The organism is Planococcus soli, from assembly GCF_016881065.1.
Taxonomy (GTDB): domain Bacteria; phylum Bacillota; class Bacilli; order Bacillales_A; family Planococcaceae; genus Planococcus; species Planococcus soli.
Genome location: NZ_WXYN01000051.1, coordinates 1 through 26,978 on the forward strand (window position 1 = coordinate 1; position 26,978 = coordinate 26,978).

The 26,978-nt window shown below is 44.5% G+C and carries 23 protein-coding genes; 19 read left to right on the forward strand and 4 right to left on the reverse strand.

The features are described 5' to 3' along the window. Positions 1-187: 187 nt before the first annotated feature. Entirely contained in the window at positions 188-682 is a 495-nt protein-coding gene (locus tag GJB59_RS19390; protein ID WP_425325243.1) for a TM2 domain-containing protein, read from the reverse strand. A 496-nt stretch (positions 683-1,178) separates the two neighbouring features. On the opposite strand from GJB59_RS19390, the gene GJB59_RS14905 reads away from it, so the two are divergent. From GJB59_RS14905 to GJB59_RS14980, 16 genes are all read left to right on the forward strand, one after another. Next, positions 1,179-1,307, forward strand: coding sequence for an S-layer homology domain-containing protein (locus tag GJB59_RS14905; protein WP_142826223.1), 129 nt, complete (start codon positions 1,179-1,181; stop codon positions 1,305-1,307). A 272-nt stretch (positions 1,308-1,579) separates the two neighbouring features. After that, on the forward strand, positions 1,580-2,368 hold the full coding sequence (locus tag GJB59_RS14910; protein WP_142825873.1) for an IclR family transcriptional regulator: 789 nt from the start codon (positions 1,580-1,582) through the stop codon (positions 2,366-2,368). A gap of 17 nt (positions 2,369-2,385) precedes the next feature. After that, positions 2,386-3,432 (forward strand): ABC transporter ATP-binding protein, encoded by a 1,047-nt coding sequence (locus tag GJB59_RS14915; RefSeq protein WP_142825874.1) that lies wholly within the window; start codon positions 2,386-2,388, stop codon positions 3,430-3,432. Then, positions 3,401-4,471 carry an ABC transporter ATP-binding protein gene (locus GJB59_RS14920; protein ID WP_142825875.1) on the forward strand — a complete coding sequence of 357 codons (1,071 nt, stop codon included), beginning with the start codon at positions 3,401-3,403 and terminating at the stop codon, positions 4,469-4,471. Before GJB59_RS14915 ends, GJB59_RS14920 begins: the two co-directional genes overlap by 32 nt. 59 nt (positions 4,472-4,530) lie before the next feature. After that, entirely contained in the window at positions 4,531-5,754 is a 1,224-nt protein-coding gene (locus tag GJB59_RS14925) for a dipeptidase (protein WP_142825876.1), read from the forward strand. Positions 5,755-5,773: 19 nt separating this feature from the next. Further along, on the forward strand, positions 5,774-7,414 hold the full coding sequence (locus GJB59_RS14930) for an ABC transporter substrate-binding protein (RefSeq protein ID WP_142825877.1): 1,641 nt from the start codon (positions 5,774-5,776) through the stop codon (positions 7,412-7,414). A 67-nt stretch (positions 7,415-7,481) separates the two neighbouring features. Further along, positions 7,482-8,429, forward strand: coding sequence for an ABC transporter permease (locus GJB59_RS14935; RefSeq protein ID WP_142825878.1), 948 nt, complete (start codon positions 7,482-7,484; stop codon positions 8,427-8,429). 17 nt (positions 8,430-8,446) lie between these two features. Further along, positions 8,447-9,337 carry an ABC transporter permease gene (locus GJB59_RS14940; protein ID WP_142825879.1) on the forward strand — a complete coding sequence of 297 codons (891 nt, stop codon included), beginning with the start codon at positions 8,447-8,449 and terminating at the stop codon, positions 9,335-9,337. 22 nt (positions 9,338-9,359) lie between these two features. Beyond that, positions 9,360-10,208: an alpha/beta fold hydrolase gene (locus GJB59_RS14945; RefSeq protein WP_142825880.1), complete on the forward strand. Its 849-nt coding sequence runs from the start codon at positions 9,360-9,362 to the stop codon at positions 10,206-10,208. A gap of 231 nt (positions 10,209-10,439) precedes the next feature. Next, the gene (locus GJB59_RS14950; RefSeq protein WP_185959963.1) at positions 10,440-13,139 is read left to right on the forward strand and encodes a S8 family serine peptidase; all 2,700 of its coding nucleotides are present in this window, start codon (positions 10,440-10,442) and stop codon (positions 13,137-13,139) included. Between the two features lie 568 nt (positions 13,140-13,707). Next, the gene (locus GJB59_RS14955; protein ID WP_328822972.1) at positions 13,708-14,370 is read left to right on the forward strand and encodes an HAD family hydrolase; all 663 of its coding nucleotides are present in this window, start codon (positions 13,708-13,710) and stop codon (positions 14,368-14,370) included. Positions 14,371-14,691: 321 nt separating this feature from the next. Continuing rightward, positions 14,692-15,852, forward strand: a complete 1,161-nt coding sequence (locus GJB59_RS14960) for a M24 family metallopeptidase (protein WP_142825883.1) — start codon at positions 14,692-14,694, stop codon at positions 15,850-15,852. A 389-nt stretch (positions 15,853-16,241) separates the two neighbouring features. Beyond that, positions 16,242-17,282, forward strand: coding sequence for an S-layer homology domain-containing protein (locus GJB59_RS14965; RefSeq protein WP_142825884.1), 1,041 nt, complete (start codon positions 16,242-16,244; stop codon positions 17,280-17,282). Between the two features lie 399 nt (positions 17,283-17,681). Next, positions 17,682-17,924, forward strand: coding sequence for an excalibur calcium-binding domain-containing protein (locus GJB59_RS14970; RefSeq protein ID WP_236015742.1), 243 nt, complete (start codon positions 17,682-17,684; stop codon positions 17,922-17,924). Between the two features lie 427 nt (positions 17,925-18,351). Next, positions 18,352-19,770, forward strand: coding sequence for an alanine/glycine:cation symporter family protein (locus GJB59_RS14975; protein ID WP_142825885.1), 1,419 nt, complete (start codon positions 18,352-18,354; stop codon positions 19,768-19,770). Positions 19,771-20,084: 314 nt separating this feature from the next. Continuing rightward, on the forward strand, positions 20,085-20,396 hold the full coding sequence (locus GJB59_RS14980) for a hypothetical protein (protein ID WP_142825886.1): 312 nt from the start codon (positions 20,085-20,087) through the stop codon (positions 20,394-20,396). Between the two features lie 331 nt (positions 20,397-20,727). On the opposite strand, the gene GJB59_RS14985 is transcribed toward GJB59_RS14980, so the two are convergent. Next, positions 20,728-21,078 carry a winged helix-turn-helix transcriptional regulator gene (locus GJB59_RS14985; protein WP_142825887.1) on the reverse strand — a complete coding sequence of 117 codons (351 nt, stop codon included), beginning with the start codon at positions 21,076-21,078 and terminating at the stop codon, positions 20,728-20,730. Positions 21,079-21,198: 120 nt separating this feature from the next. Between GJB59_RS14985 and GJB59_RS14990 the strand changes: the two genes are divergently transcribed. Together GJB59_RS14990 and GJB59_RS14995 are read left to right on the forward strand one after the other, a co-directional pair. Further along, the gene (locus GJB59_RS14990) at positions 21,199-22,257 is read left to right on the forward strand and encodes an LLM class flavin-dependent oxidoreductase (protein ID WP_142825888.1); all 1,059 of its coding nucleotides are present in this window, start codon (positions 21,199-21,201) and stop codon (positions 22,255-22,257) included. A gap of 12 nt (positions 22,258-22,269) precedes the next feature. Then, positions 22,270-22,836 carry an NADPH-dependent FMN reductase gene (locus GJB59_RS14995; protein WP_142825889.1) on the forward strand — a complete coding sequence of 189 codons (567 nt, stop codon included), beginning with the start codon at positions 22,270-22,272 and terminating at the stop codon, positions 22,834-22,836. 54 nt (positions 22,837-22,890) lie between these two features. Here the strand turns inward: GJB59_RS14995 and GJB59_RS15000 are convergent, their stop codons facing one another. Both GJB59_RS15000 and GJB59_RS15005 read right to left on the reverse strand, forming a co-directional pair. After that, a complete protein-coding gene (locus GJB59_RS15000; protein ID WP_142825890.1) occupies positions 22,891-23,742 on the reverse strand; it encodes a CPBP family intramembrane glutamic endopeptidase in 852 nt (283 codons plus the stop codon). Between the two features lie 33 nt (positions 23,743-23,775). Then, complete coding sequence (locus tag GJB59_RS15005) at positions 23,776-24,867, reverse strand: ketopantoate reductase family protein (protein WP_185959964.1); 1,092 nt, start codon at positions 24,865-24,867, stop codon at positions 23,776-23,778. 463 nt (positions 24,868-25,330) lie between these two features. Here GJB59_RS15005 and GJB59_RS15010 point away from each other — a divergent pair, with 463 nt between their 5' ends. After that, the gene (locus tag GJB59_RS15010) at positions 25,331-26,884 is read left to right on the forward strand and encodes an S-layer homology domain-containing protein (protein WP_185959965.1); all 1,554 of its coding nucleotides are present in this window, start codon (positions 25,331-25,333) and stop codon (positions 26,882-26,884) included. Positions 26,885-26,978 lie beyond the last annotated feature (94 nt).

Here is a 26,978-nt window from a genome sequence, read left to right on the forward strand (position 1 = left end):
TTTTACGCATATGTGGCTCATTCACTATGCAATATTCAAGCAATTTTGTATAGGTTGTTAATGTTGTTTCGGAATGCCTGAAAGTTGATGGTATTGTTTGTCCAGGAATTGATCGCAAAAGAAGCCGTAACCGGAAAACCCTAAAGGTTTTCCGGTTACGGCTTCTTAATATTTAAGTAGACAATAGTTAGGCTCTATATCCCTTATCATACTTTTGTGCAAAATCGTCATCAGACAAAACCAAATATCGGATTCCTTCGATAATTCCAAGTAAAGCTGGGATGTATGTCCAGAAGAAAACTAAATACAGAATCCCCTGAATCCATTTGCCAAAATAAAACTTGTGGACTCCGAATGTTCCCAGAAGAATAGCAAGTAAGCCCGCAACTACTTTACTTTTTGTATAAACAGGATCTCGTGCTAAGTCTCCACCACCGCTTGCCGAGGAGCTTGCCGCACCACCGCCACCTCCAGCATTCATAAACACCATAGGTTGTTGGGCTTTACTTGTATCTTCCAGTTTGTCCATTTTTCTTAGATTTTCTACAAATAGTTCATCTACACATTTTTTACAGGTGTTTTTCCCTTTTAACTCGGTATTACAATTTTCACAAATAAATTTACCGCAAGATACACAAGTACCGACAGAAAGGGCTTCTTTATGAACGTAACAATTAGTCAATATCTTCATCTCCTAAAATTAATTAATTTAACTTATTTTTTGGTATAAAAATAAACATAATATACTGTTTTTAAAAAATTTAGTAATTCAAATTACTTATATTATAACCTCGTAAATAGTTAATGTATATTACTATTTTTAAAATATTACCATATTGATAACTTTTATTAATTTGTACAACTCTGTTGGAATCTGTTTGAGAACCTCTTCAGATATTAGAGTGCTGCTCTTAAGAATAATAATGGCATGTTATTATTCTTAAAAGTGAATCCCAATTATTTGTCGTCAAAAGGATACGATGTAAAGTGTAAAAGCTCATCATGAAATACCCAATCTGATTAAAAGCTGAAGATGTCACAACCGCTAGAAAAAATCTGATATTTTCTACTAAACGCAAAACGTGATTTTTATTGACTAATGTGCACAAGTTGAAATCGAGCAAAGCAGACTATTGCAGTGATATCAAAACCAGACATTAGGCTAGGCGAAAGGTTATATTTCGGATCTTTACGAAAATGGCGTCACCACCGGATATCCAGACAAGACTTTCCGCCCTAGCGGATCAACGACGAGAGCAGAGTATTCTGTATTCCTGGCACGCGCGATGAATGAAGATTTTCGTTAAGCAGATTCCAAAGAAAATAGTAAAAAGCTCATTCCAGAAATGGAATGGGCTTTCTTTCGGTTTGTGGAGGCAATACGTATTTGGTTCTTCTAAAAAGTTAGTTCCATATATAACGATGTGCTTATTTTGAAGAAAAATTCCTTCAACATTTAATAAATAATCAGAATATTTTGATAAAATCTATTGATTTATTCTGAAAAAGTGTTAACTTTATATTTAATAACACTATTCGAATCAGTGGTTCGATTATAGAACCAAGGAGATGAGGACAAATGAGTTCGAAAACCGTTGATAAGGCATTAAGTATATTGGATGCCTTCACAGTTGAAACGCCAACATGGGGGCTAAGAGAGTTATCCCGTCAGATAGACATGAACCACACTATCGTTCACCGTATTCTGACGACCTTTGAGGATAAAGGCTACTTGTACTGCAACCCGGAAACAAAAAAATATGAGTTGGGCATTAAATTCATCGAGTTGAATAATGTGGTGGAAGAGCATCTGAATATATCGAGTATCATTCAGCCGATCATGAAGGAAATTGCCTTGAAGACCGGCGAAAGTGTTGTTCTGACTATCCTGAATGAAGAGGAAGGGGTGTTTGTCAAAATTGTTGAAAGTGAACAAAAAGTGCGCTTTGCGGAATCGGTGGGGAAAAGAAGCTCTTTGTATATCGGGGCTTCTCATAAAGTGATATTGGCGTACCTTCCTCTTGAAATTCAACATAGCATTGTAGATGAAGGGGTTGCCCATAGCGCAAAACACATCAAATCCAAAGAAACGTTTCTTCGGCACTTGGAACGAGTGAGAGAACAAGGCTGGTGCTATAGCGAAGGAGAAACTTTCGACGATGTGGCTGCCTGCTCAGTCCCGCTGTTTGACAACAAGTATCAAATATTAGGGTCGTTAAGCATCGCGGGACCTAAATATCGCTTATCTCAGGAACAAAGCGAAGAAAAGCTGCCAATCCTGCAGGAGCATGTGAAAAAACTGAACGCCATCTTAGGCAAAGTGAACTTTCCGTCCAGAAGAAACTTCCTGACTAAAAAATTCATTTAAAGGCGAGGTGACTGCAAGTGGATAAAATTTTGGAAATTGACAATTTGGTAACTGCTTATCAAGGAAAAGAAGGATTTGTAAAAGCTGTAGATGGCGTTTCCTTTGACTTGAACAGGGGGGATACGATTTGCATCGTAGGAGAATCCGGGAGCGGCAAAAGTGTCACAGCCATGAGCATCATGCGCCTCGTCGAATTTGAAAACGGAAAAATCCGTGAAGGAACGATTAAGTTCAACGGCGAAGATCTGGCAAAGAAAAGCAATGAGGAGATGCGGAAAATTCGCGGCTCGAGGATTTCGATGATCTTTCAGGAGCCGCTCACGGCATTAAATCCGGTTTTCACCGTAGGCAAACAAATCACTGAAGCAATTCTGTTCCACTATCCGATCGGCAAAAAAGAGGCCTGGAGACGAGCGGAAGAAATGGTCCGGCTGGTCGGGCTTTCAGACCCGAAAGCCCGCTTAAAGCAATACCCTCATGAACTGTCCGGCGGGATGAGGCAAAGGATTATGATTGCCATCGCGCTGGCATCCGAACCGGAACTCCTGATTGCTGACGAACCGACAACGGCACTCGATGTCACGATCGAAGCACAGATTTTGGAGCTGTTGCGCTCATTGCGCAGGGAGCGCAATATGTCGATCATGCTGATCACGCACGATATCGGTGTCGCAGCTGAGATGGCAGACCGCATCATCATTATGTACGCCGGTAAAATTATGGAAATATCGGATACTCAGGACCTTTTTGACAAACCTCTGCACCCATACTCAAAAGGTTTGCTCGATTCAGTGCCTCGAATGGACGGCGAGCGGGGTGTTCCGCTGAATTCGATTGAAGGGTCGATTCCACGTCTGAATGAAGTACCGGACGGCTGCCGCTTTTCTCCCCGCTGTCCATTTGCTACCGAGAAATGCCATGAAGAAATGCCGCCTTTGGAATTCAGGGGAACCCGGCAAGTCGCTTGCTGGCATGTTGACCAGCTGCTTGAAAACGACTCATTGAGCAACGACAGAAAAGGGGGTGAATTTATTGAACCCGGAATCAAAGAGCCATCCTACTGAACAAGCAGAACCTTTAGTGAAGATCGAAAACTTGAAGAAATATTTTCCGATTAAAGGAGGTGGTTATTTTACCGGTTCCAAGAAAATAGTCAAAGCGGTTGATAATGTAACGTTTGAAATTTACAGAGGCGAAACCTTAGGTCTTGTTGGAGAATCAGGATGTGGAAAATCGACCCTGGGCCGGAATATCCTTAGGCTGCAAGAACCAACAGATGGCCGGGTGTTCTTTAAAGAAGAAAACATTTTAGCGTATAAAGGCCATGAAATGCGAAAACTTCGCAAACAGATGCAAATCATTTATCAGGATCCCTTTAGTTCACTAAACCCGCGATTTACAGTGGGCGAAATCATAGGTGAAATGTATGACATTCATGGAATTGCGAAAGGAGCTGAGAAAGAAAAGAAGATTAAAGAAATGATTGAACTGGTTGGTTTGGATCCAAGCCGTTACCACAATTACCCTCATGAATTTTCTGGAGGTCAGCGCCAACGAATCGGCATCGCCCGGGCACTGGCGTTGAATCCTGAATTCGTCGTAGCGGACGAACCCGTATCCGCTTTGGATGTATCGGTACAATCGCAAATTCTCAATTTGCTGATGAAACTCAAAGAAGAATTAGGATTGACCATGCTATTTATCGCACATGGCTTAAATGTAGTTCGCCATATATCGGATCGGGTCGGAGTCATGTATCTCGGGAAAATCGTAGAGCTTTCCGAAACGGATAATATCTTCGACAACCCTGCACATCCGTATACGGCTGCATTGCTTTCTACAGTACCAGAAGCCGATCCCCGCCTTAAGAAAGAACGAATTGTTTTAAAAGGAGAAGTTCCTTCTCCTGCAAACCCACCCTCAGGATGCCATTTCAGAACAAGATGTCCACTCGCCACGGAACGTTGTGCAATTGAAGAGCCGCCGTTACTGGAAGTTCGTGATAAACATTTTGCCGCATGCCACTACCCACTTGAAAAAGGCCAAACACTCAAACAAGCAATTTCATCCAAAGAACAAAGCCAAGAGTCTGTAACGATATAGTCCAGCTTTATTTAACTATGGTTTCACAAAAAAACATAGAAAACAAAAGGAGTGTAAGTATGACACAGCGAATCGAAAAACAGGGAAACAAGAAAAATTATGACGGCTACAAATCTTTTCAGTATTTAGAAGCAGGCACCGATTATAAAGAGTACAAGCTTTCTAAGGAAAACGATCGTGTGGCGCCTTATGACTACCCGGTTTCAGCGGCTGAAGAAGAACAAGTGCAAACCATTATGGAAGAAGATTATATGGTTTCCATGCATGAACACACATTTATCATGCCGGATAATTTACAGGAGTTCTATGAATTTAGGCGTCAAGGCCGTGATTGGACAGCGTTTGAAGCATTAAGCCAATCTGGATTGGATGTAATATTTGAAAACTTTATGGATGGAACAGCAATGGTCACTTCGCAGGCCGGTTGGAAATGGTCAGATGTAATCCACGATATCGGAATTCGGTTCAGTGATATCGCGCACCAGGACATGGTCATTAAAGCGGAACGCATGGCAGATTTATATCGTGCCAAAAAAGAAAAGAAAATCGCGTTTGTCGGAGCATTGGAATCTTCCACGATGATCGAAAATGAACTTGACCGCCTTGATGTTTTGTATGGCTTTGGCATACGCACCATGGGAATCGTCTACTCTGAAGCCAATTCCTTGGGAGCGGGTTTAAGGGAGCCGAATGACGGTGGACTCACAGTTTTTGGAAAACAAGCAGTTCAACGAATGAACAAGTTGGGAATTACCATCGATGTTTCCCACGCGGGCGACCAAACGTCTTTGGACACCATTGAAACGAGTGAAAAACCTGTCACCATCAATCATGCTGGCGCACGTGGGCTATGGGATACGAAACGCATGAAGCCTGATGATGTAATCGTGGCGTGTGCGGCAAAAGGCGGCGTCATCGCAATTGAAGCGGCTCCGCATTCGACGATTACCCACAATCATCCAAAGCACAACATTGAATCCTTTATGGAGCATTTCGAATATACGGCAAATCTGGTCGGGATTGATCACGTGGCATTTGGGCCGGATACACTTTTTGGTGATCATGTGGGAACGCACGAGCTGCTGTCCGGAAAGCTTTCCATTAAAAGTGCACAAATGGATGGAATGCAAAGAGTGGAATATGTGGAAGGATTGGAAAATCCGGCTGAATGTTTCCCGAATATTATCCGCTGGTTAGTGAAAAAGGGATACAGCAGAGAAGATATCCGAAAAGTAGCTGGAGGCAATATTTTCAGAGTGCTGGAAGAAACGTGGGCAAAATAATTTAAGGGGGAATTTGAAGATGAAAAACAATAAATGGATTGTTTTATTCACCTTATTGATGTCCATTGTGCTTCTTGCTGCCTGTTCATATGGGGGCGGTGACGAGACTTCGACTCAAAGTGCAGAAGGCGAAGGTGAACAAGCGGCAGAAGGCGAACCACAATCAGGCGGCAGCGTTTCAATCCCGATTGTAGCCGATCCCACATTTAATCCGTGGCATCCTAATGCATATGCGGAATCGAATGTTGTAAACAGAGTCCTTTTTTCCGGGTTGACCCAAACCGGTGAAGATTTAGAGCCGATTCCTGATTTGGCGACCGAATGGGAAACATCGGAAGACGAACTGGAATGGACCTTCCATCTGAGAGACGATGTTCTTTGGCATGACGGGGAACAGTTCACAGCCGAAGATGTAGCTTTCACATTCAATGAAATTGTATTGAATGAAGCCTTAGGTGCAAATAACACTTCTTATTTCCAGATGCTGCAGGAGGTTCAAGTAGTGGATGATTACACGGTCAAGTTCATTATGGATAGCCCCGTGGCTGCGTTACCCGCCTATTTGAGCTTTAATACAGAAATTATTCCCCAGCACATTTTTGAAGGGCAAGACCCGTGGGATTTAACTTCGTTCAACAAAGAAAATCCGGTCGGTACGGGAGCGTTTAAATTGAAGAGCTATACTTCCGGACAAAGTGTTGTGTTAGAGCGAAATGACGACTTTTATGGCGATATCGCGCTTTTGGATGAAGTGGAATACAAAGTATTGGCCGATGCCAATACACACGTCGCACAGCTGCTTAGCGGAGAATTATCCATCTTTGCTTTGGATGACCTATCAGCGATTGATCGAATTGAAAGTGCAGAAAACGTAACGGTGGAAGCCCGTGAAACTCCTCGATTCTTCTGGATCATTGCAAACCAGGAAGTGGAGAAGTATCAGGATGTACGGGTGAGGCAGGCGATTCTTCACTCAATAGATCGCCAAAATATTATTGACACGGTTCTGAAAGGATATGGAACCATTGCAGATGCAGGAATCGCTCCTGCATTAGCCGATTATTATACGGATGATGTAACCCGATACGAATATGATCCTGAACGTGCGAAAGAACTTCTTGCAGAAGCAGGTTGGGAAGATACGGACGGCGACGGGATTGTTGATAAAGACGGAGAACCTTTTACAATCGATTTTGAAATTGGAATTCAAGGCGATTTAGAAGCAGTGTCGCAAATGGTTCAGCAATACTTGCTATCGACAGGGTTCGACGTCAACTTGAATGCAATGGAATGGAATTCCATGATCCAGGATGTGGTCGTAAACCGCGATTATGAAATGAGCTTAAACTGGTGGAGATATCCTGCGGATCCGGATCTATCTGCCTACATGCACTCAAATAGTGTAGCTGGAAATAACATACCGGCTTATCAAAATCCTGAATTGGATGCTTTATTAGAGGCGGGTGCACAAACAAGCGATATTGAAGAACGAAAAGAAATTTATATTGAAGCACAACAATTCATGTCAGAAGAGCTTCCGTATATCTTCCTGTGGTATCCACAAGAAGCACAAGTGCGTGTCAATAGCTTGCAAGGTGTTCCAGATCTGGCCTTTGGCGACGCTCTTCACCATATTCATAAGTGGTACATCGAAGAATAAATAAAAAATGGAAGTGTGCTCTTGAGTGCACTTCCATTCCTACTATCTAGAGGGAGGAGGACATGAAATGTTAAGGTTTTTAGTTAATCGATTAGGGCAGAGTATGATTTTATTGCTGATTGTCACCATCATTACTTTTTTTCTGATCAATCTCGCTCCTGGCGGGCCATCCAGTACCATGCGGATGGATGCAACTGCGGAAGAGCGCCAAGCCATGGTTGAAAACTTAGGATTGGATCAACCGGTGTTGGTTCGTTATGTCGACTGGATCACAAATGCTGTACAAGGTGACCTGGGAGTTTCTTTTAATACGAGCGAACCCGTTACTCAGCGTATTTTAGAACGGCTTCCCTATACGATTGAACTGACCGTCTTCACCATCATCATTTCTGTCTTGCTTGGAATATTCTTAGGGGTACTATCCGCGATCAAGCGTGGAAAAGCCCAAGACCATGTCATCAATTTTTTCAGTGTAATCGGTTTATCAGTACCGGCATTTTGGCTGGGCCTTATGCTGATTTTGCTGTTTTCGATAAATTTGGGATGGCTTCCTTCTTCTGGAGTAGGTTCCAGAGGGGGAGAATTTAATCTATGGGGATATGTATCCCATTTAATCTTGCCTGTCCTGATCTTAACGACAACCGTGCTGCCAAATATCGTCCGCTTCACGCGTTCGTCGATGCTTGAAGTCATCTCTCAAAACTATATTCGCACTGCTCGGGCAAAAGGGGCAAAAGAATCTATCGTTTTATACGTCCATGCCCTTCGGAATTCGTTGATTCCCATCATTACCATCATTGGTATGCTGATTCCGAGGCTATTGAGCGGAGCAGTAATTACTGAAGCCATTTTCGGCTGGACCGGAATCGGCACATTGATCATCGAAGCAGCAAGAGGCCGGGATTATCCGCTGGTAATGGGCGTTACGGTGGTTATTACAGTGGTAGTTGTTGTTTGTAATTTGCTTGTCGATATCCTATATTCTCGAGTGGATCCTAGGGTTAAAAATGTTTGAACAGGGGGTGAGAAGTGATGGTATCAGCAAAACCGACATTGACGGGAGAAATTGATGCAAAGCCGAGCCAAGGGAAAACAAGTGTATTGAAAGCTTTGCGCAACAACAAAGTCGCGTATGTTTCATTTTGGTTTTTGGTGTTGATTCATATAGCCGTATTTCTGGGGCCGGTAGTTTGGAGAGTAAATCCTGAAGAATTGCAGGCAGCGGGGTCATTGGCAGGATGGTCACTCCAACATCCTTTCGGAACTGATGATTTAAGCCGTGATGTGTTTGCCCGGATGCTTCATGGCGGCAGGGTTACATTGATCGTCGGCTTGGCTGCTATGCTGTTTTCTTTATTGATCGGAACAGTTGTCGGAGCGTGTGCGGGATTTTTCGGAAAAGTGGTTGAATCGATCCTGATGAGAATCACCGAAGCCATGATGGCTATTCCAACTTTCTTCTTTATCCTTGTTGCACTGACCGTGCTTGGCACAAGCCCAACTATGGTTATTGTGGTCATCGCTTTAGCCGGTTGGATGGAAATTGCGCGTGTTGTATACGGTGAAACGTTGAAATGGAAAGAATACGAGTTTGTCGAAGCCGCCAATGCTTCCGGGGCTACGCCATTTCGTATTTTAACCAAGTATATTATTCCTCAAATTGTTCCTTCCATCATTGTGGCCGGGACATTGACCATTGCTGCAGCTATTTTGACGGAAAGTGCCATTAGTTATCTAGGGTTAGGAATTCAGGCGCCGACTGCGACATGGGGGAATATGCTGCAGAATTCTCAGCAATATATATGGACTGCGCCGGTTCTTGGAATCTTGCCGGGAGTTGCCATTACGATTGTCGTTCTTGCTTATAATTTCTTGGGAGACGGACTAAGAGATGCTTTAGACCCTAAATTCGTCAAAAAATAATCTAAGAATGGAGAGATGCAATTTGTTCGCAACGATTAATGACAATGAACTCTATTATGAAGTCCATGGCAATCCACAAGGAGAGACAATCTTCTTTATTCATGGAGCGCCTGGATTAGGCGATTGCCGCGGCGATATTAAGGCTTTTTCAGCTTTAGGGGATGAGTATCGCCTGGTCTTTATGGACATGCGGGGTTCAGGCCGCTCGCAAGGAAACCCGCCGTTCACACATGAGCAATGGACTGCCGATATTGAAGAAATGCGAAAAAAACTGGTGGATGGTCCGATAAAAATTCTGGGCGGATCCTATGGCGGCTTTCTGACTTTGGAATATGTCTTAAGATATCCTGATAATGTCACCCATGTGCTTCTAAGGGACACTGGTTCGAACAACGGCTTTGATCATTTATCGATCGATCGTGCATTAGACAGCAACTTGCCAGGCATTGAAGAAGACGGCATCCGCCGTTTGTTCGCTGGCAAAACAGAATCCAATGAAGAACTGAAGGAAATGTTCACCGCAATCCAACCGCTGTATACTGTAGAGTTTGACGAAGAGGCGGTAAAGAAGCGGCTTGACTCCATCTATTACCGCTATGAAACACATAACTATGCCTTCCGCTATAATAAGCCGAACTTTAACTTAGACAATGATCTCTATAAAATTTCGGTACCTACACTTGTGACTGTGGGGAGACATGACTGGATCACTCCGGTCGAATGCTCCGAACTGATAGCAGAGAAAGTCCCGAATTCGCAACTGGTCATTTTTGAAAACAGCGGACATTCCCCGCAGCATGAAGAAAACGAAGATTATTTGGTGCTTGTTCGAGAGTTCCTGAACAAGGTTTCTTCGCCGATTGGAAAATAGAAAAGCAATAATTGGCATTAAGTGAAGAAACTGCGCCACTAGGCAAAACAACTTAGTGTGGGGAATCTCGGCAGTATCCTAAATGCGAAAAACCAGCAAAGTCAGTATTTTTACTGACATTGCTGGTTTTATTTTTTCTTACATAGTATTTATTATTAGGTATAAAGTATAATAATATAGGTAATATAAAACATCTTAGCAATAGTAGGATAAATTGAGGGAGACATGAGAATGAGAAGAGGCATGAAGATTTCAGCTGCACTATTGAGTGTGGTTTTATTAGGCAATACTTTGAATACTAGTGTATATGCTGAAGGCGAAGAACCGATTGTCACGCAAGCAAAAGAGACGGACCAAGTCATCGTCACATTTAAAGAAAGTGTGAAAAGTGAACAGAAGGATTTGGATGCTGTGACTGTAAACACTGTAGATACTGATGAAATCGCGACATTAAAAGTTCCGGAAGGGGAAACGGTTGATGCTTTTATTGAGGAATTAGAAGCAAGACAAGACATTGAAAGTGTAGAGCCTGATCACTTGGTTCAGCTGACCTACACACCGAACGATCCTTATTTCAATTACTACCAATACCATCACACGAATATAGAGACAGAAAGAGCCTGGGATAAAACCATGGGGTCTTCTGATGTTGTTGTGGCGGTTTTAGATCAAGGGTTCGATATCAATCATCAAGATTTAGCAAATCAGATTGTTTCGCCACACTTTACTTCAGACGCAGGATTTAGTGTCGATGATCATGGAACTCATGTTGCTGGTATCATTGGTAGTTCAATTGATAACTATGCATTTGGTGCTGGAGTAGCTCCTAAAACAAGCATTATGCCGATTGATGTTTTTGAAGGAGAGACGGCATATACGTCCGATGTAATTGAAGGCATTTACCAGGCTGTATGGTCCGGCGCTGATATTATCAATATGAGTCTTGGCAGCTACACTTACAATACGTCCTATAATAATGCGATTCAATACGCTTACCAAAGTGGCTTGGTTATCGTGGCTTCTGCAGGAAATGATTCAAGTTCCCAAACACGTTATCCAGCTGCCTATGACAACGTTATTTCGGTGGGTTCAACAGATTCTTCAAACTATCAGTCGTATTTTTCAAACTATGGATATGATATCGATATTGTTGCACCCGGCAGTTCCATCTATTCGACCCTTCCGTACAATTCAGGCGGTTGGATGAGTGGCACCTCTATGGCTGCGCCAGTGGTATCAGGTGTTGCGGCATTGGTTTTAGCAAATGAACCAGATCTGACGAATGATGAGGTCGTGACTCGGTTACTGACCACCACAAAAGATTTGGGCGCTTATGGCAAAGATTATTACTATGGAAACGGATTGGTTAACGCTAGACAGGCATTGAAGATTGTAGATATTCCTTCACCTGCAGTTGATGAAATCCAGGATAATTCAACCCGCATTTCGGGTTATCTTTCATTTGAAATAGAAAATGGAACAGTTATTGTTCGCGATCAAGCTGGTACTATAATTTCTTCGCAGGAAGGATATTCTAGTTATTCTTACTTTGAAATGGAGATTCCTAAGCAAATCGCCGGAACTAGATTGTACGTGTCTGTCATGGATGCGAATGGAAATGAAAGTGAAGCTACAGAACGAGTAGTAGTGGATGCCACGTCTCCAGATAAACCAATAGTTCAAAAAGTGACAGATCAATCGACATCCATTACAGGAACAGCAGAAGCGAATACAGAATTAACCATCTTAGCCAATGATGCCACCATCACTACCATACAGGTGAACGGCAATGGTCATTTCGAAAGCTCAATTGAACGGTTGGCTGCGGGTACGGAACTGGTGCTTTATGTTATGGATGATGCAGGGAACATCAGTGAATCCACATATACTACAGTGACAGACGCCACACCCCCGGCAAAACCAGTAGTCGACAAAGTAGTTGCAGGCGCTGTTAAAGTAACGGGAACGGCAGAGGCCGGATCAACTGTAAAAGTTACATCAAAAGGTGTTTTATTAGGCGAAGCTGTAGCGGCAAGCAACGGAGCATACTCTATTGCGGTTGCTAAGCAACAAGCAGGCACGGCTTTATCGGTAACTGCAACAGACTCGGCTGGAAACGTCAGCTCAGCAAAGGAAACCGGGGTCGTAGACGGCACACCTCCAGCCCTTTCATTCGATAACAAGGTGACACATCACTCCACACGCATCATCGGAACAGCGGAAGCGGCGTCTAAAGTGAGTGTGAAAAACGGCTCGACTACTATCGGCAGGGCAACAGCCGATTCCAATGGCAGCTACGAAGTGAACATCGAGAAACAAAAAATCGGAACGAAACTGTCCATTACCGCAATGGATGCTGATGGCAACAGCAGTGCGGCCATTAGCGTCACAGTCGTCGACGGCAACTTCCCTGACTTGAAAGTGGTTCATTGGGCATTGGATGAAATCATGTACTTAGGGGATGACCAAATTATTGGCGGCTACCCGAATGGCGGTTTCCAACCCGATAAAGATACGACACGTGCAGAGGCAGCGAAGATGTTGGCGTTGGCATTGGATTTGCCGATTGAAGACGTTTCTTCTGGCTACAAAGACGTTCCAGCCAAGCATTGGGGAAAAAATTACATTGCGGCTGTATCAAAAGCCGGTCTGTTCACGGGCAATCCAGACGGCACCTTTGCGCCAAATGATGTTTTGAAGCGTTCTGAGATGGCCAAAGTGATTAGCATCGCTTACGAATTGAAATCGAGTAAGGCGAATCATTTTAGTGATGTAAAATCGGGGCATTGGGCGAAGGGCTATATTTCGGATCTCTACGAGAATGGCATCACGACAGGATATCCGGATAAGACTTTCCATCCTGGTGAACCTACAACTCGTGCGGAGTATTCGGTGTTCTTAGCGAGAGCGATGAATCCTGAGTTTCGTTAATAGTTTAAATGTTAATAGCAAAATCCCATTCCGTACTGCTGGAATGGGATTTTTGATATATTTATTTTTCGTTAATGCTTTATCGAAGAAATCATCCTTCTCCTGAATGTTTACAATGCGATATGAACAAGTAGAATTAATTTAACAAGACTATGAATTATGATGGTTATTCTTATTAGGTTTAGGAACATAAAATAACAAAACATTATAGTGTTATGTTTGCATGGAAAAGAAACAGGAGCGTTAGCGGGTAAGTACAATTGATCCATTAACAGGTATTGAAAAATAAGTGAGATAATCTATGTATGGATGGAAGAGGAGAAGGTTTTGAGTGCTCCTCTTTTCCATATATAATAGGAGTTGGCTATATAAGTTGAACTAATGATCTTTCAAAGCGGATATTTTGCAAAAATAACTGCGTCTGCCGTAAGAATGTTAGTAAAGAAATAGAAGCTTGTATTTTGCTTAATATACATCAGCGTTGGCGCGTCCATGGGATAGGCGAAGCATGAAGACGGAGGCTTTCCCGGCTTCTTGCGGGAGCCATGCCCTAAGCGGTTAAAGAACGATGATTGTTAAATATAACCGAAATGTTTGGAAAGGATCAGGTGATTTGATGGATAGCATTATTTTTGATTTGGATGGAACGCTTTGGGATTCTACGGCTGTCGTCGGAGAGGCGTGGAATAGTGTATTAAAGGCGGAGAAAGTTCAGGTCGAATTATCGCAAGAAGATGTGAAAGGGGTCATGGGGCTCCAGCAAAAAGAAATCGGGCAAAAACTGCTCCCGGACTTGTCTGGAGAAGAACAGCAAGCCTTATTAAAGCAATTCTCAAAAGTCGAATGCCAGTACTTAAGCACCCGGGGCGGTCAACTATTTGACGGAGTGGAAGAAGTATTAAAAGAATTGAGTAAGAAATACAAATTGTACATCGTCAGCAATTGCCAGGAAGGCTACATCGAAAGCTTTTATGCCTACCATGAATTGGATAAGCATTTCCTCGATTTCGAAAACCCCGGAAGAACCGGACTGACCAAAGGCGAAAACATAAAACTGATCATGGAGAGAAATAAGTTGGTCAGCCCTGTATATATCGGAGATACGGAAGGCGACCACCAAGCCGCAAAATTTGCAGGGGTTCCTTTTGTTTATGCAGCGTATGGCTTCGGGGAAGTTAGTGGGTTTGATCATTCGATAGATAAGTTTGAGGATCTTTTGGGGATGTTTTGATCAAAAGAAGTATTTATTGATAGTAGTAAGGTAGCTTTTTTTGAATTTATTGCTACCAGTAAATAGATCTGTCGCATAAAAGACCAATTTGTGCAAAATAAGCACTGTGTTAAACATGAGTCCGGTATTTTACCGGTTTCGTGTTTTTTATTTTCATTCCATTAATATTCTAACTATTTTGAATGTATTTAGGTATACTAACAATTATAAGTTTTTCTCAATAAAGGGAAAGAGCTAGAATTCTATTCCTTTAGCGATTGTGGTCCTCATTGTGATGACAATGGCAACAGCTCACCAACAAAAAGAAAAGGCGGTTTTGGAATGAATACGATAAAACGAATTCAAGCGTTGCGGGAAAGGATGGAAAATCAAAAAATTGAGGTTTCCATTGTCATGAATTTTGAGAATCAATATTATTTCAGCGGATTAAAAGCACTTACTTATTCCCGGCCGATTGTCCTGGTGGTTGACCAACAGGAAACAGCGTTGATTATTCCGTCTTTGGAAGAAGATCACAGCAAAGAAAAAGCCCATGTCGACCGGCTGTATGTCTATCATGAAACGAAACTGCGTGCAGGGGAAGGGCGCTCGCATCTTGAGCACTTGGCTCGGATCATGCGCAAGTATCCAACTGGAACAAAGGTTGGGGTTGAGTTTTCATCATTTCCTGTTAAACTCGAGCGGCTGGTGGAAGAGCAAGATTTTCAGTGGGTCAACTTGGATCAGCCCATTGCCGAAATGCGCTACATAAAGGATCAGGAAGAAATTGATTTGATTACCGAATCCGGCCGTTTGGTCAGTTTGGCAGTGGAAAGTTCCATCGGAAACGTCAAAGCAGGAATGACAGAAATGGAATTTGATCAATTTGGCACCAATGCGTTGTTTACAGAGGTAGCGAGAAAACACCCCAATGCGACATTGGATTATTTCGCGATGTCTCCTTCAGGTCTGTCGCGTACCAATATGCCACATGTCTTTTCCAATACCCGCGTATTGGAGGAGCAAGACATCCTGATTCACAGCCGTCAAGTTGGATTGAACGGGTACCGTGCAGAATGCGAAAGGACCTTTTTTATCGGCCAGCCGACGGAACGGCAAAAGGAACTCTTCAACTTGGTGCTTGAAGCGCAGCTGGCCGCTTTGGATTTCATCAAAGTAGGCGTTGCAGCAAAACAAGTGAATGAAGTGGCCCGCAAGATTTTTGCGAAAGGGGGCGTAGAAGAATATATGAATCATCGAACCGGACATGGAATTGGCATCGGCTTGCACGAAGAGCCTTCTTTGCGCTATGACAACGATCTCGTCTTGCAGGAAGGAATGGTTTTTTGTGTAGAGCCCGGGCTTTACATTCCGGATGTCGGAGGCTTCAGGCATTCCGATACCGTCGTTCTGACGGAGAAGGGAACCAACTTGATCACTCATTACCCGAACGATTTGGAGAGCTTGATCATTGAGGATCGAGTGGGGAAGTCTAGTAAATAAAGTAGGGCAATTGAAAATAGCTGGAATTTCAAAATCTCATTCCTTTACGGAGTGAGATTTTTTAATGCGATTTATTGTGCGTTCATCTTATTGGAACAAAATCATTATTTCGTACAGAGGGACTATTTTGAAGAATCTTCTGTAACAATATTTAAATACTTCATTCCTGCGGGTATTCCTGATAATTTTATGCCATATCGTTATCTCATCCCTTATCAGCCATTTAACAAATGATTATTATCATCTGCTTTCGAGATTCCATATTTCATTATTTTTCAATGTGAATTAATTTTATATTCCTATAATATTGGATAAAATTTCTAATTAATTATAATATAGGGTATAATAAAATTCATTGAACAAACCAATAGTGAGATGGGAGAGAGAATATGTCTGATAGAGTGAAAACACTGGCTAAAAAGCTTAATTTTATAGCGGTGGCCGCATTGCTGTTCTTTATTTTCACGGCATCGCCGTCCTTGGCCGCTTTGTCGTTCTCGGATGTTTCGAAAAATTATTGGGCGCATGCTGAGATTACGGAATTGGCGGATAAAGGCATCATCAAAGGGCATATGGACGGGACTTTCCGTCCGCATGATTCTGTGACGCGTGCACAGAGTGCCATGATGATTGTCCGGGCTTTGAACATTCCAACTGAAAATCGGCCAGATCCGAATTTCCAGGATGTATCACCTGCTACTCCGGGCTATGCGGAAATTGCTGCACTTGTTGATCTTGGCGTGTTCGCGAAAGATGAGAACTTCAATCCGACACAGCCGGCGACCCGTGCGCAAGTTGCGAAGATTCTGGTAGAGGCATTTGATTTGAAAGGATCGGGTTCAGGTATCAAGGCGTTTACAGATGTATCGGCATCTCAGTGGTATTATTCTTATGTCGATACGTTGGTTCATAACGGCATTACCACCGGTACGACGAAAACAACCTTCAGTCCGAATCAACATGTTAACCGGGTTCAGATGGCGGTATTCATCTACCGTATTCAGAATGCAGAAGGGCCGACATCGCCAGGAGTTCCAGCCGGAGAGGCGGCAATGATGACGGAAGTGCTGAACTTGGTCAATCAGGAACGAGCTAAAGCCGGCGTGCCAGCAGTTAAACTGCATAAAGGTCTGCAGGACGCGGCATTGATCAAATCGAAAGACATGGCAGACAATAATTACTTCAGCCATCAATCACCGACATACGGCAGTCCATTTGATCTGCTTAAAGCCAGAGGCATTTCTTATACTGCAGCGGGAGAGAATATCGCTGCCGGTCAACGAAGCGCTGCAAGCGTTATGGTGTCATGGATGAACAGTCCAGGGCATAAAGCGAATGTATTGAACAAGAATTATACGCATTTAGGTGTTGGAATCTATAAAGGCGGGTCGTACGGGATTTATCATACCCAGCTATTTATCCGGCAGTAGAAAGAGGGAACCCACTTCAGGGATGGAGTGGGTTTTTTCATTTAGTTAAGGTAGAAACCATCTGTTTCACATCACTGGCGGTTGGACTACGAGTGAGGCAGAAAAAATAAAGATAGCGAAATGAAACCCGAATATGCAATCAGTTCCAAGACGGGTGTCCTTATGCCGGATTTGATGAAAACAGGTATATTAAGTGATATCATATTTTTCATGGATTTTAAACTGTTTTTTTAAGGCTATAGTCATGGATATAAATAACTGATATACTAAATTTGCTAACAATATTTGGATGATGATAGTTCGTTGTTGTTGAATTCATAAACGAAAATTCCAGAGTGAATAGTTGAGAAAAGGGAGGGATTTATTGTGAAAAAAATTGGTTTTGCAATCATGTCTTTAATGGTGGCAATTAGTTTTACGGTCACCGCAGCGCCTCTGCCAGCAGATGCTGCAGGAGCAAAAGCGAAGACATATGCCAACTGTACAGAAATCAATAAAAAGTATAAAGGCGGTATTGCCCGCACCTCTAAAGTGAAGAACAAAGGCGGTACAACGAAATACAAACCGTTTGTTTCCCAAGCTCTGTATGATGCGAATAAAAAGAGCGATCGTGATAAAGATTTGATTGCTTGCGAGCGATGAGAATATAAGACTAGCCGGTGCCAGGAATCTTTGTGATTCCTGGCACCGGCTTTTGTGTGGGAGTGAGGTATCATGCTTGAGTACGCCACAGGGGTTGTCTTACCTTAATCTGTATAAAGAAATTGAGTGGAAGCCAAATTCCAAGTGATTTTATAACTCTGCAAATGGAAAAGACAGTTTATACATAAAAATTAAATTGAGGGGGTCCCTGGCATCCGCTCAATTTCCATATGATACAGATAGAAACCTCAGCTTTTCAAAAATTAATTATCTTACCATTTCTAAAAAGTTCGCAATGCGTGAAAACTGAGAAGCTGTCTTACGTGGCAATACTCCTATTTCATTAAAAAAATCATCTAATTTCCGTTTAAAAGATTTCAGACTAGGGAAATATTTGATATCTTGATATAACATAGGAGGAACACAGTTGGAACGTTTTTTACAGGGGATTGCTGATTTTTCAGCCTGGTTATGGGGAATACCGCTCATCACCATGCTGCTGATATCAGGTCTTTATATGACAGTTAAACTTGGATTTTTTCAATTCCGTTATTTTGGCTATATTGTGGGACAGACGTTTGGCAGCGTCTTTAAAAAACCTAAAGGGGAAGGGACCGTTACTCCGTTCCAGGCGCTGACGTCGGCTCTTTCTTCGACCATCGGAGCAGCCAATATTGTCGGGGTGCCGGCGGCGATCATGTTCGGTGGACCAGGAGCGGTTTTTTGGATGTGGGTCATTGCACTGATCGGCATGGCGCTCAAATTTGCTGAAAGCGTACTCGCAGTTGAATACCGCGAGAAAAACGGCAAAGGGGAGTTTGTCGGCGGACCGATGTATTACATGACGAAAGGCTTGAACATGAAGTGGCTGGGCATATGGTTTTCGTTTGCCTTGATGATCGAGTTGATCCCGAGCATCATGGTTCAGGGGAATTCCATCGCCACTACGGTGGAAGCGACATTTGATATTCCAGCGTTGTGGTCGGGAATTGCCACCGCCGTTCTTGTATCAATCGTTGTATTCGGCGGCATCAAGCGCATCGGCAAGGTCACGGAAATTTTCGTTCCCTTTATGGCATTCATCTATGTCGGCGGTGCTTTGGTGATCTTGTTGATGAACATCAGCGCAGTTCCGGAATTCTTCATGCTGATTTTCAGCAACGCCTTTTCGCCGGCACCAGTGATGGGCGGCTTTGCCGGGGCAGCCATCGTGGAAGTGATCCGGTGGGGATTTGCCCGCGGCCTTTATTCGAATGAAGCTGGACTCGGGACGGCACCGATTGCCCATGCAGCCGCCATGACAGACCATCCCGTGCGTCAAGGGTTCTGGGCAGTCATTGGAGTGGTTGTCGATACACTGATTGTCTGCACGGCAACGGCTTTTGTTGTTTTGTCTTCGGGTGTTTGGACAGAGGAAGGGGCAATGGACAATTCCTCTGCTTTGACGAGTCTGGCATTTGAATCTTATTTCGGCCAATTCGGTGCGGTTCTTGTGACTATCTCATTGATTTTCTTTGTACTATCAACGATACTTGTCGTTGTTTTCTACGGTGCCAAGCAGGCTGAGTTCCTGTTCGGCATGAAAGCGTCTTATGGCATGCAGGTGGTGTATATCCTTGCCGTCGTTTTCGGCGCGGTCGGTGCAGCAGAAGTGATCTGGGGATTCCTCGACATCATGCTGGCAGCCATCCTCATTCCGAACGTCATCGCCATCTTGCTGTTGAGCAAGAAAGTGAAGGCGTTGACCACCGAGTTTTTCACATCGGATCAGTACTACATAAAAGACCAAAAAGAAAAGAAAAGAAACAAAGAGAAAAAAGCAGCGAGAGCGGGTTATGATTCTTAACATAAGCTCCGCCGGCAAAAGCCTTGAACTCCCAGATTGGGGCTTCAAGGTTTTTGTGCGGTTTGGAGAGTTTCGGAATTCTCATTCGGCAACTCTGCCGGAAGTTCATATCTTAGGTGCTTCTAGTATTTAGTGGGAAAAAATAATGATAAAGGAAAGCATGATACAATGTTCATAATTGCTTTACCTATTGGTTAAGATTTGATAGTTGCAGTAGGGTCATTCAATATTTATTAGTTAGATATATGGATTTCGTTTATTTGAAAACCGTTAAGACTATTAAACAAAATCTTACATTGTGAGGCGATCTGGTCGTGGTAAAAACCAAGGGGAAAGAAGAAATCTTCAATATTCCCGCCAACTTATTTAAAGGTTGGGAAGGTGTAGGGGGAAGGCTGATTATCACGGAAGAGAAGGTGGTATTTACCCCTCATAAAGTAAACTTTCAAACTGAACAAGTTGAAGTTGAATTGTCATCTATCATTGAAGTGGGGAGAAGAAATACGTTAAAGCTTGTCCCAAATGGGTTTTATATCAAAGACCTTAAAGGGATAGAGTATAAATTTGTTGTGCATGGCAGAAATGAGATTATTGGATACTTAAGCAACATAATAGGGAAGTCTTAAGCTCCCACGTTTAATCATTCGCGCCGAGGTGAGCGGAAAGATTCATTTTTATGAACGAAATTTGTAAAAAAAAAAAAACGCCGTCTTCAATGAAATCTGAACTGATTCCATTGAAGACGGCGTTTTATATTTAATGAGGTGGATAGTAAGTATTCAATAGTAAAAATCAATCCTTGCCATGGCTTCTTCCTCCTTGAATTTTTAAATGAGGAATCACGGGTTAGAAAAGGAAACACCCGGGTTAGGAAAGCGAACACCTGGGTTGGAAAAACGAACACCCGGGTTAGAGACTTAAAATTGAGCGGGTGCCAGGCACCCGCTCAATTCACTGCTACGAACTCTTCACCTGATCCGCCTTCACAACTTTTCGCACCGTATGCTTCGCTCCCCAGTCATGCATGGCATCCAATACTGGCTCGAGGCTCCGGCCGTACTCGGTCATGGAATACTCGACTTTCGGCGGGACTTGGGCATAGACGACGCGCTGGATGATGTCTTCGTCTTCAAGTTCGCGCAATTGTTTCGTCAGCATTTTTTGGGTGATGCCGGGCATTTTGCGTTTCAGTTCGCTAAAGCGTTTCGTGCCTTCCTGCAGCAGGTACAGCAGAATGACGGGCTTCCATTTGCCGACGAGGATGCCGAGAGCATCTTCGACTTGGCAGTTTTCGGGTGTCTTTTCCATAAGTGTTCCCCCTAAGTATCTTTTTGTATACTATACCACTTTAAAGTGCGTACTTATAAAGAATGAGGTTGATGGGTATACTAGGGGGTAGAGGCATTTATTTGAAAGGTGGATTTACCTATGGAGAAATATCGCATCAATCCGGACAACGGAATGGAATTTGGCATTTACACGCTGGGGGATCATCTTCCGAACCCTGCGACAGGGGAACGAATCTCGGTACAGGAACGGCTTCATGACATTATCGACTATGCAGTGCTTGCCGAACAAGCGGGTATTGACTTTTTTAGTGTAGGCGAAAGCCACCAGGAGTATTTCGCGACACAAGCGCACGCCGTGGTGCTTTCGGCAATCGCTCAAGCGACTTCAAAAATAAAGATTGCCAGCTCTTCGACGATCATCAGCACGTCCGATCCGGTTCGGGTATACGAGAACTTTGCGACGCTTGACTTGATTTCAAATGGGCGGGCAGAGATTGTCGCAGGACGCGCTTCCCGTGTCGGACTGTTTGATTTGCTTGGCTACGATCTCCATAACTACGAAGACTTGTTTGAGGAGAAGTTTGATTTACTTCGTTTGATCAATGAAAACGAAATCGTTAACTGGAGCGGCGAGTTTCGCAAGCCGCTGCGTGATGCACAAGTGCTTCCGCGTCCAGTTAATGGCTCGCTGCCGATTTGGCGGGCAGTGGGAGGGACACCGGCCAGTGCGATGAAAGCCGGGTTTGCTGGTGTGCCAATGTTCATGGCGCATTTAGGCGGAGCCGCATCGCAATTTAAACGCACCGTAGACAGCTACCGCGAAGCCGCAAGAGCAGGCGGGCACGACCCTGCCCAACTGCCGATCGCGACAGCCGGCTTTTTCTACGCGGCTGAAACGTCCCAAGAGGCACTCAAAGAGCTGTACCCGCACATTAACGAAGGCATGAAAAAGACCAATGGCGGAGGTTTTCCAAAACAGCTTTTTGCACAAGGCGTGGATCCGCATAACATCATGAACATCGGCAGCCCGCAGCAGATTATCGAGAAAATCCTGTATCAGCACGAAGTGTTTGGGCACCAGCGCTATATTGCCCAAATCGACTTTGGCGGCATGCCGATGGACAACATCAAAAAGAATCTGGAATTGATCGGCACCGAAATCCTGCCGGCAATCAAGAAATACACAGCGAAAAAGTAAGGAGGGAATAGAATGAAAGTTGTTGGATTATCCGGTTCGCAGATCGGTTCAAAAACAAGAGTGGCTGTTACGGCAACGCTCAAAGCAATTTCAGAAAAGTATCCGGATGTGGAAACGACCTTGATTGATCTCGCAGACTACAAGATGGAATTCAGTGACGGCCGCAACTACTTGGATTACGAGGGCGATACGGGCTTCGTGACAAAAACTATCATGGAAGCGGATGCCATTGTCATCGGTACGCCGATTTTCCAGGCGTCAATCCCGGCTGCACTGAAGAACATCTTTGACCTGCTGCCAGTCAATGCCTTCCGCGACAAAGTCGTCAGCATGCTGGTGACGGCAGGATCCGCCAAGCATTACATGGTGGCCGATACGCAGCTGAAGCCGATTCTTGCTTACATGAAAGCACAGATGGTTCAAACTTTCGTGTTCATTTTAGAAGAAGATTTCTACCAAAAAGAAATCATCAACCACGATGTGATTTTCCGCCTGGAACGTCTGGCTGAAGACACGGTGGTGTTGACGGAAACTTTCACGAAGATCCGCGAGGAGAAGGAAGCGGCGTATGATTTTTAATTGAAAAGGAGAAGGCGCTGTGAGTTGGCGTCTTCTCCTTTTTTGTGTTGATTGTCAATTCGCTTGCGTACTCAAAGTCTCTTTTCCGTATTTCTTCACCAAATAGTTCGCCAACAGCCATGCACCGACCGCTACCGCAATCGGAGTCAGCATCGGCACCGGCGAGGCAGCGAGCAAATAAGCGGATACCGTGTTGGCCCAAGCATGCAAAACGACGCACAGCCAGACTTTCTGGGTGCTGTTGTAAAGCCAGCCGATGACATAGGCCTGCGGAATGGTCAGCATCGTAAATCCGGCGAGCGTGAGCAGGATTACTAACGTTCCTTGCGGATAGTTCATGTACACGATCACCGGGTAATGCCAAATGCTCCACAAGACTCCGACGCGGAAGCAGGCTTTTTCAGCGGTCATTCGGGTTTGCAGCAGTGGCTGCAAATATCCCCGCCAGCCAAATTCTTCGACTCCGCTCGTCAAACACTGGAACAGGAAGAAGACGGGGAAGAACCACAAAGGCAGTACCGGCCTGTTGAAATTCATGGTGAATCCCATGGCGATCCATGTCACCAGCAGCGCGGCTGAGAACAGGATGATGGGGTATAAGAAGATGAACAGCAACCACCGGCCGATGTTTGGCTGTTGTGTATCCTGCACGTTCTGCTGCTTCAGAAGGCCAGCTGCCAAAAACATTCCGAACAGCGGACCATATGCTGCAGCAGTAAAAAGCAGGAACACCAAAAATTGCTGGAAGGTTTCCACGCCTCCTGTCAACACTTCGTAAAAGCCTTCATTGTACAGAATGTCCACGCCCGTCAGTTGGGAATATGCCATGGTCCCGATCCAGAAACTCCAGGAAAACAAAATCGCGCCACTGTAATAAACCATCGTTTTTTTGGCCACGCTGTCCATCTTGATCCCTTCATTTCATAAGTTGTTTTCCTTCTAGCAGCAATCCTCACAATCGCAGTTGCTTTGCTTTTTCACCAGTATGGCCATGCCGGCAACCGCTGCCACGCCGATCGCCGCACCATAAATAGCTCCCCACCGAAGCGGAATCTCTTTCGATCCGAAAGGCAAAGGTTGTTTGCGGCCGTAGGTATAGGACGTCAGCTGGTCGACAGTTGGCGTCGGTAAATTACCTTTTCGAATCAATGCATAAAATTCATCGGTCAAATACTCCACTTCGTCTTCCGCATTTCTCAAATGGCCCAGCACGTTTTCAAAAGTCGGGCTTTTGGCCATTTTGCCGAGAATGGAGACAAAAATCGGTTCGGGTATGCGATCAATCATTCGGATAGCCGGCGGAGTTAAAACAACGCCTGCATCTTCGGTTGCCAGCAGCGCTTCATGAAGTGCGCGCTTTAACAGCACGTGCGCGTCCCGGGTTGCTGCGAAATGCTCCAGGTCTGTGTTGCAGGCGTACACTGCCGGAGCCAGTGTCGGGATGAGCAGCGCGACATGGGTCTTCAGCCAGTCGTCGATGTCTTTTCGGACCTCTACCCGATAGCCGCGCATCGACCCGAGAATTTTCATCACTTCCAAAGTTCTGCGTGTGATGTGGCCGTCCACTTCGCCAATTGGCAGCACCATCGGTTTTTTCGCTTCCACCGGCATCATGTGCATGACGTGTCCTTTTTTAAAACCGCCGGGCTGCGGAAAGCCGGCCATCACCCGTTCTTTGCCGACGGCGTCGATAAACGGCTGCTGACCTGCTGCATTGTTCATCATGAACAGGAAAGTCGGCACGTTTTTATTGGCGGCGAGTGCAGGCAGAATGTCAGATACCTGATTTTTGCGCATTGGCACAATGACCAAGTCGTAGAAGTCCTCAGGGTCCAGGCTGTCGACAACGGGAAGGTGGGTCACCGTTTGTTTGCCGGTTTCCGTATTTTCTGTGACCACGCCGTATTTTTTGAGTTCCTGCTGCCGCTCGCCGTGGTCGAGCAGGAAAACCGAGTGGCCGGCTTCTGCAAGGCGTTCGGCGAACAAACTGCCGAATGGCCCCACGCCATAGATTAAGATTTTCTTTTTCATCATTCTCGCTCCTCTTTTCTCGTAGAATGGACGTTCTAAAGATATGTAAGGATCGAATAATCTTATACGTAGTATTTATTTGATATATTATAGCATTTTTTAGTGGTTTAAAGAGTTGGTGAGTCTTGAATAACGTAAAATAAATTTGAATATTTAGATAACTTAATTTAAAATAAAAGTAGTTCTTTTAATCTAATTATTTTGGATTTTATTCACTATAATCCAACTTATATGAGTTAATTGAACTATTTATAAGGGATTTCATTCAAATAATGGCTCTCTTTCTTGAAAGTGGGGCAAAAGGGGAAATGGAGGGATGAAAAACATAAAGCTATTATTTGTGCTGCTGGTTGTCATTGCCATTGGTCTTTTGATTTTCTGGCTGCTTGTTGGCGAAAGCGGCTTGTGATGATCCATGGGTGAGTGTAGTGCGCAAGGCGAAGATAATAAGGGAGGGAAAGGGATGCTGAAAAGAGTTAGTGCCTTATGCACCGCAGCAGCGTTTTTCGCAATGCTGCTTCCGGCACCGCAGCCGGTTTCCGCTGCGACGTTCGGGGACGTGAAGAATTTTGAGGAAGAGATTCAGTATTTGACGGATTTGAAAATCATCAACGGCTATCCGGGCGGGACGTACAGGCCAGATCAGCCGATTTTGCGTGTGCAGGCGGTCATGATGATTATGCGCGAAAAGGGGCTGAAGACTGAGAATATTCCGGATCCCGGCTTTAGCGACATCAAAAAAGGCGACCCTGGCTATGAAGATGTAGCCGCTGCGACGTATTACGGGTTGATCGAAGGGAAAGGGAACAACCGGTTTGATCCGAAGGGCGAGATGACGCGCGGTGAAATGTCAAAAGTGCTGGCGCTGGCCTATGAACTTGGCGGCATGTATCCGACCGGGTTTAGCGATGTCACGGAGCGGCAATGGTCGTATCCGTTTGTCTCTTCACTGGCAGCCCATAACGTCACCAATGGCTACCCGGATGGCACATTCCGTTCGCAAGTGATTATCAACCGGGAACAGTTTGCCGCGTTTATGGCGCGGATCCTCAAACCTGCCTTTAAGCCCGTTTATCCGGACATGCCCGATTCACTTCTGGAAGACGTCATTGATGTGGAAGTAATGGATGTCGTCAAACATCCGGAACAGCCGGTTTTCTACATACTGGATGGATTGACCAACAGCCTGATGTCCTTTAATTACGAGACTTCTGAAATGAATAGCACGGGTCTGCCTTACAGGGCGGAAAGCCTGACTTATGCCAAAGGCAAAGTCTATGTGACGCAGCACAAGATGAACCATGAATACTGGACGGGCGACCGGAAAGAAGAAGGTGCTTATGCCATTTTTGATGCCGATTCGTTGGAGATGGTCAAACTGTGGCATTTGGCAATGGATCCGTACGATATCGAAGCAAACAATGAAGGACAGGTGTTTATTTCCGGAGGGTCCAATCAGCATACCGACTTATTGAGCCTCGATTCGAAAACAGGAGCGATCTTGTCGAAGCAAATGCTCTACATGCAAGCGAAGATTTCTTTGACACCGAACCAGAAAAACTTGCTGGTCATTTCAACGGGACTTTCTCCGCGTAACATCTCGGCGTTTCCAATTGTGGACGGCTTGCTGCAGCTGGAAATCCGATCACCTTATCACGGGGATTACGACTTGACGCCCGACATCGGATTGACGCCGGACGGCAAATATATTTTGAACGGATTCGGAAACATGTTCAGCGCCAATACGATGAAGTACCTCGGAACGCTGGACCGGCCATTTTCTGCATTTGCGGTGGATGTGGCTTCGGGTGAACTGCATACAGCACTCGAAACCAACGTGATCCAGAGCTACCATTATCCGGATCTCATCAGCAAGGACCAGCTCGTCACCTACGGCAATATCCACAAGCTGTTTTACGATGAGCATGCAGACAAGTTAATCGCCTTGACGACGGTCCGATTCGGACAGACAACGTATCCGTATTTGGGGATTGAAACGATTGATATGGTGGATTGAATAGGAGATCGGCAGAAGAGTGGGTTCTTCTGCTGGTTTTTTTTTTTGAGAAAATGGTGTCGTGAAAGACGGACTGCGATAGAAAGGGGAAGCT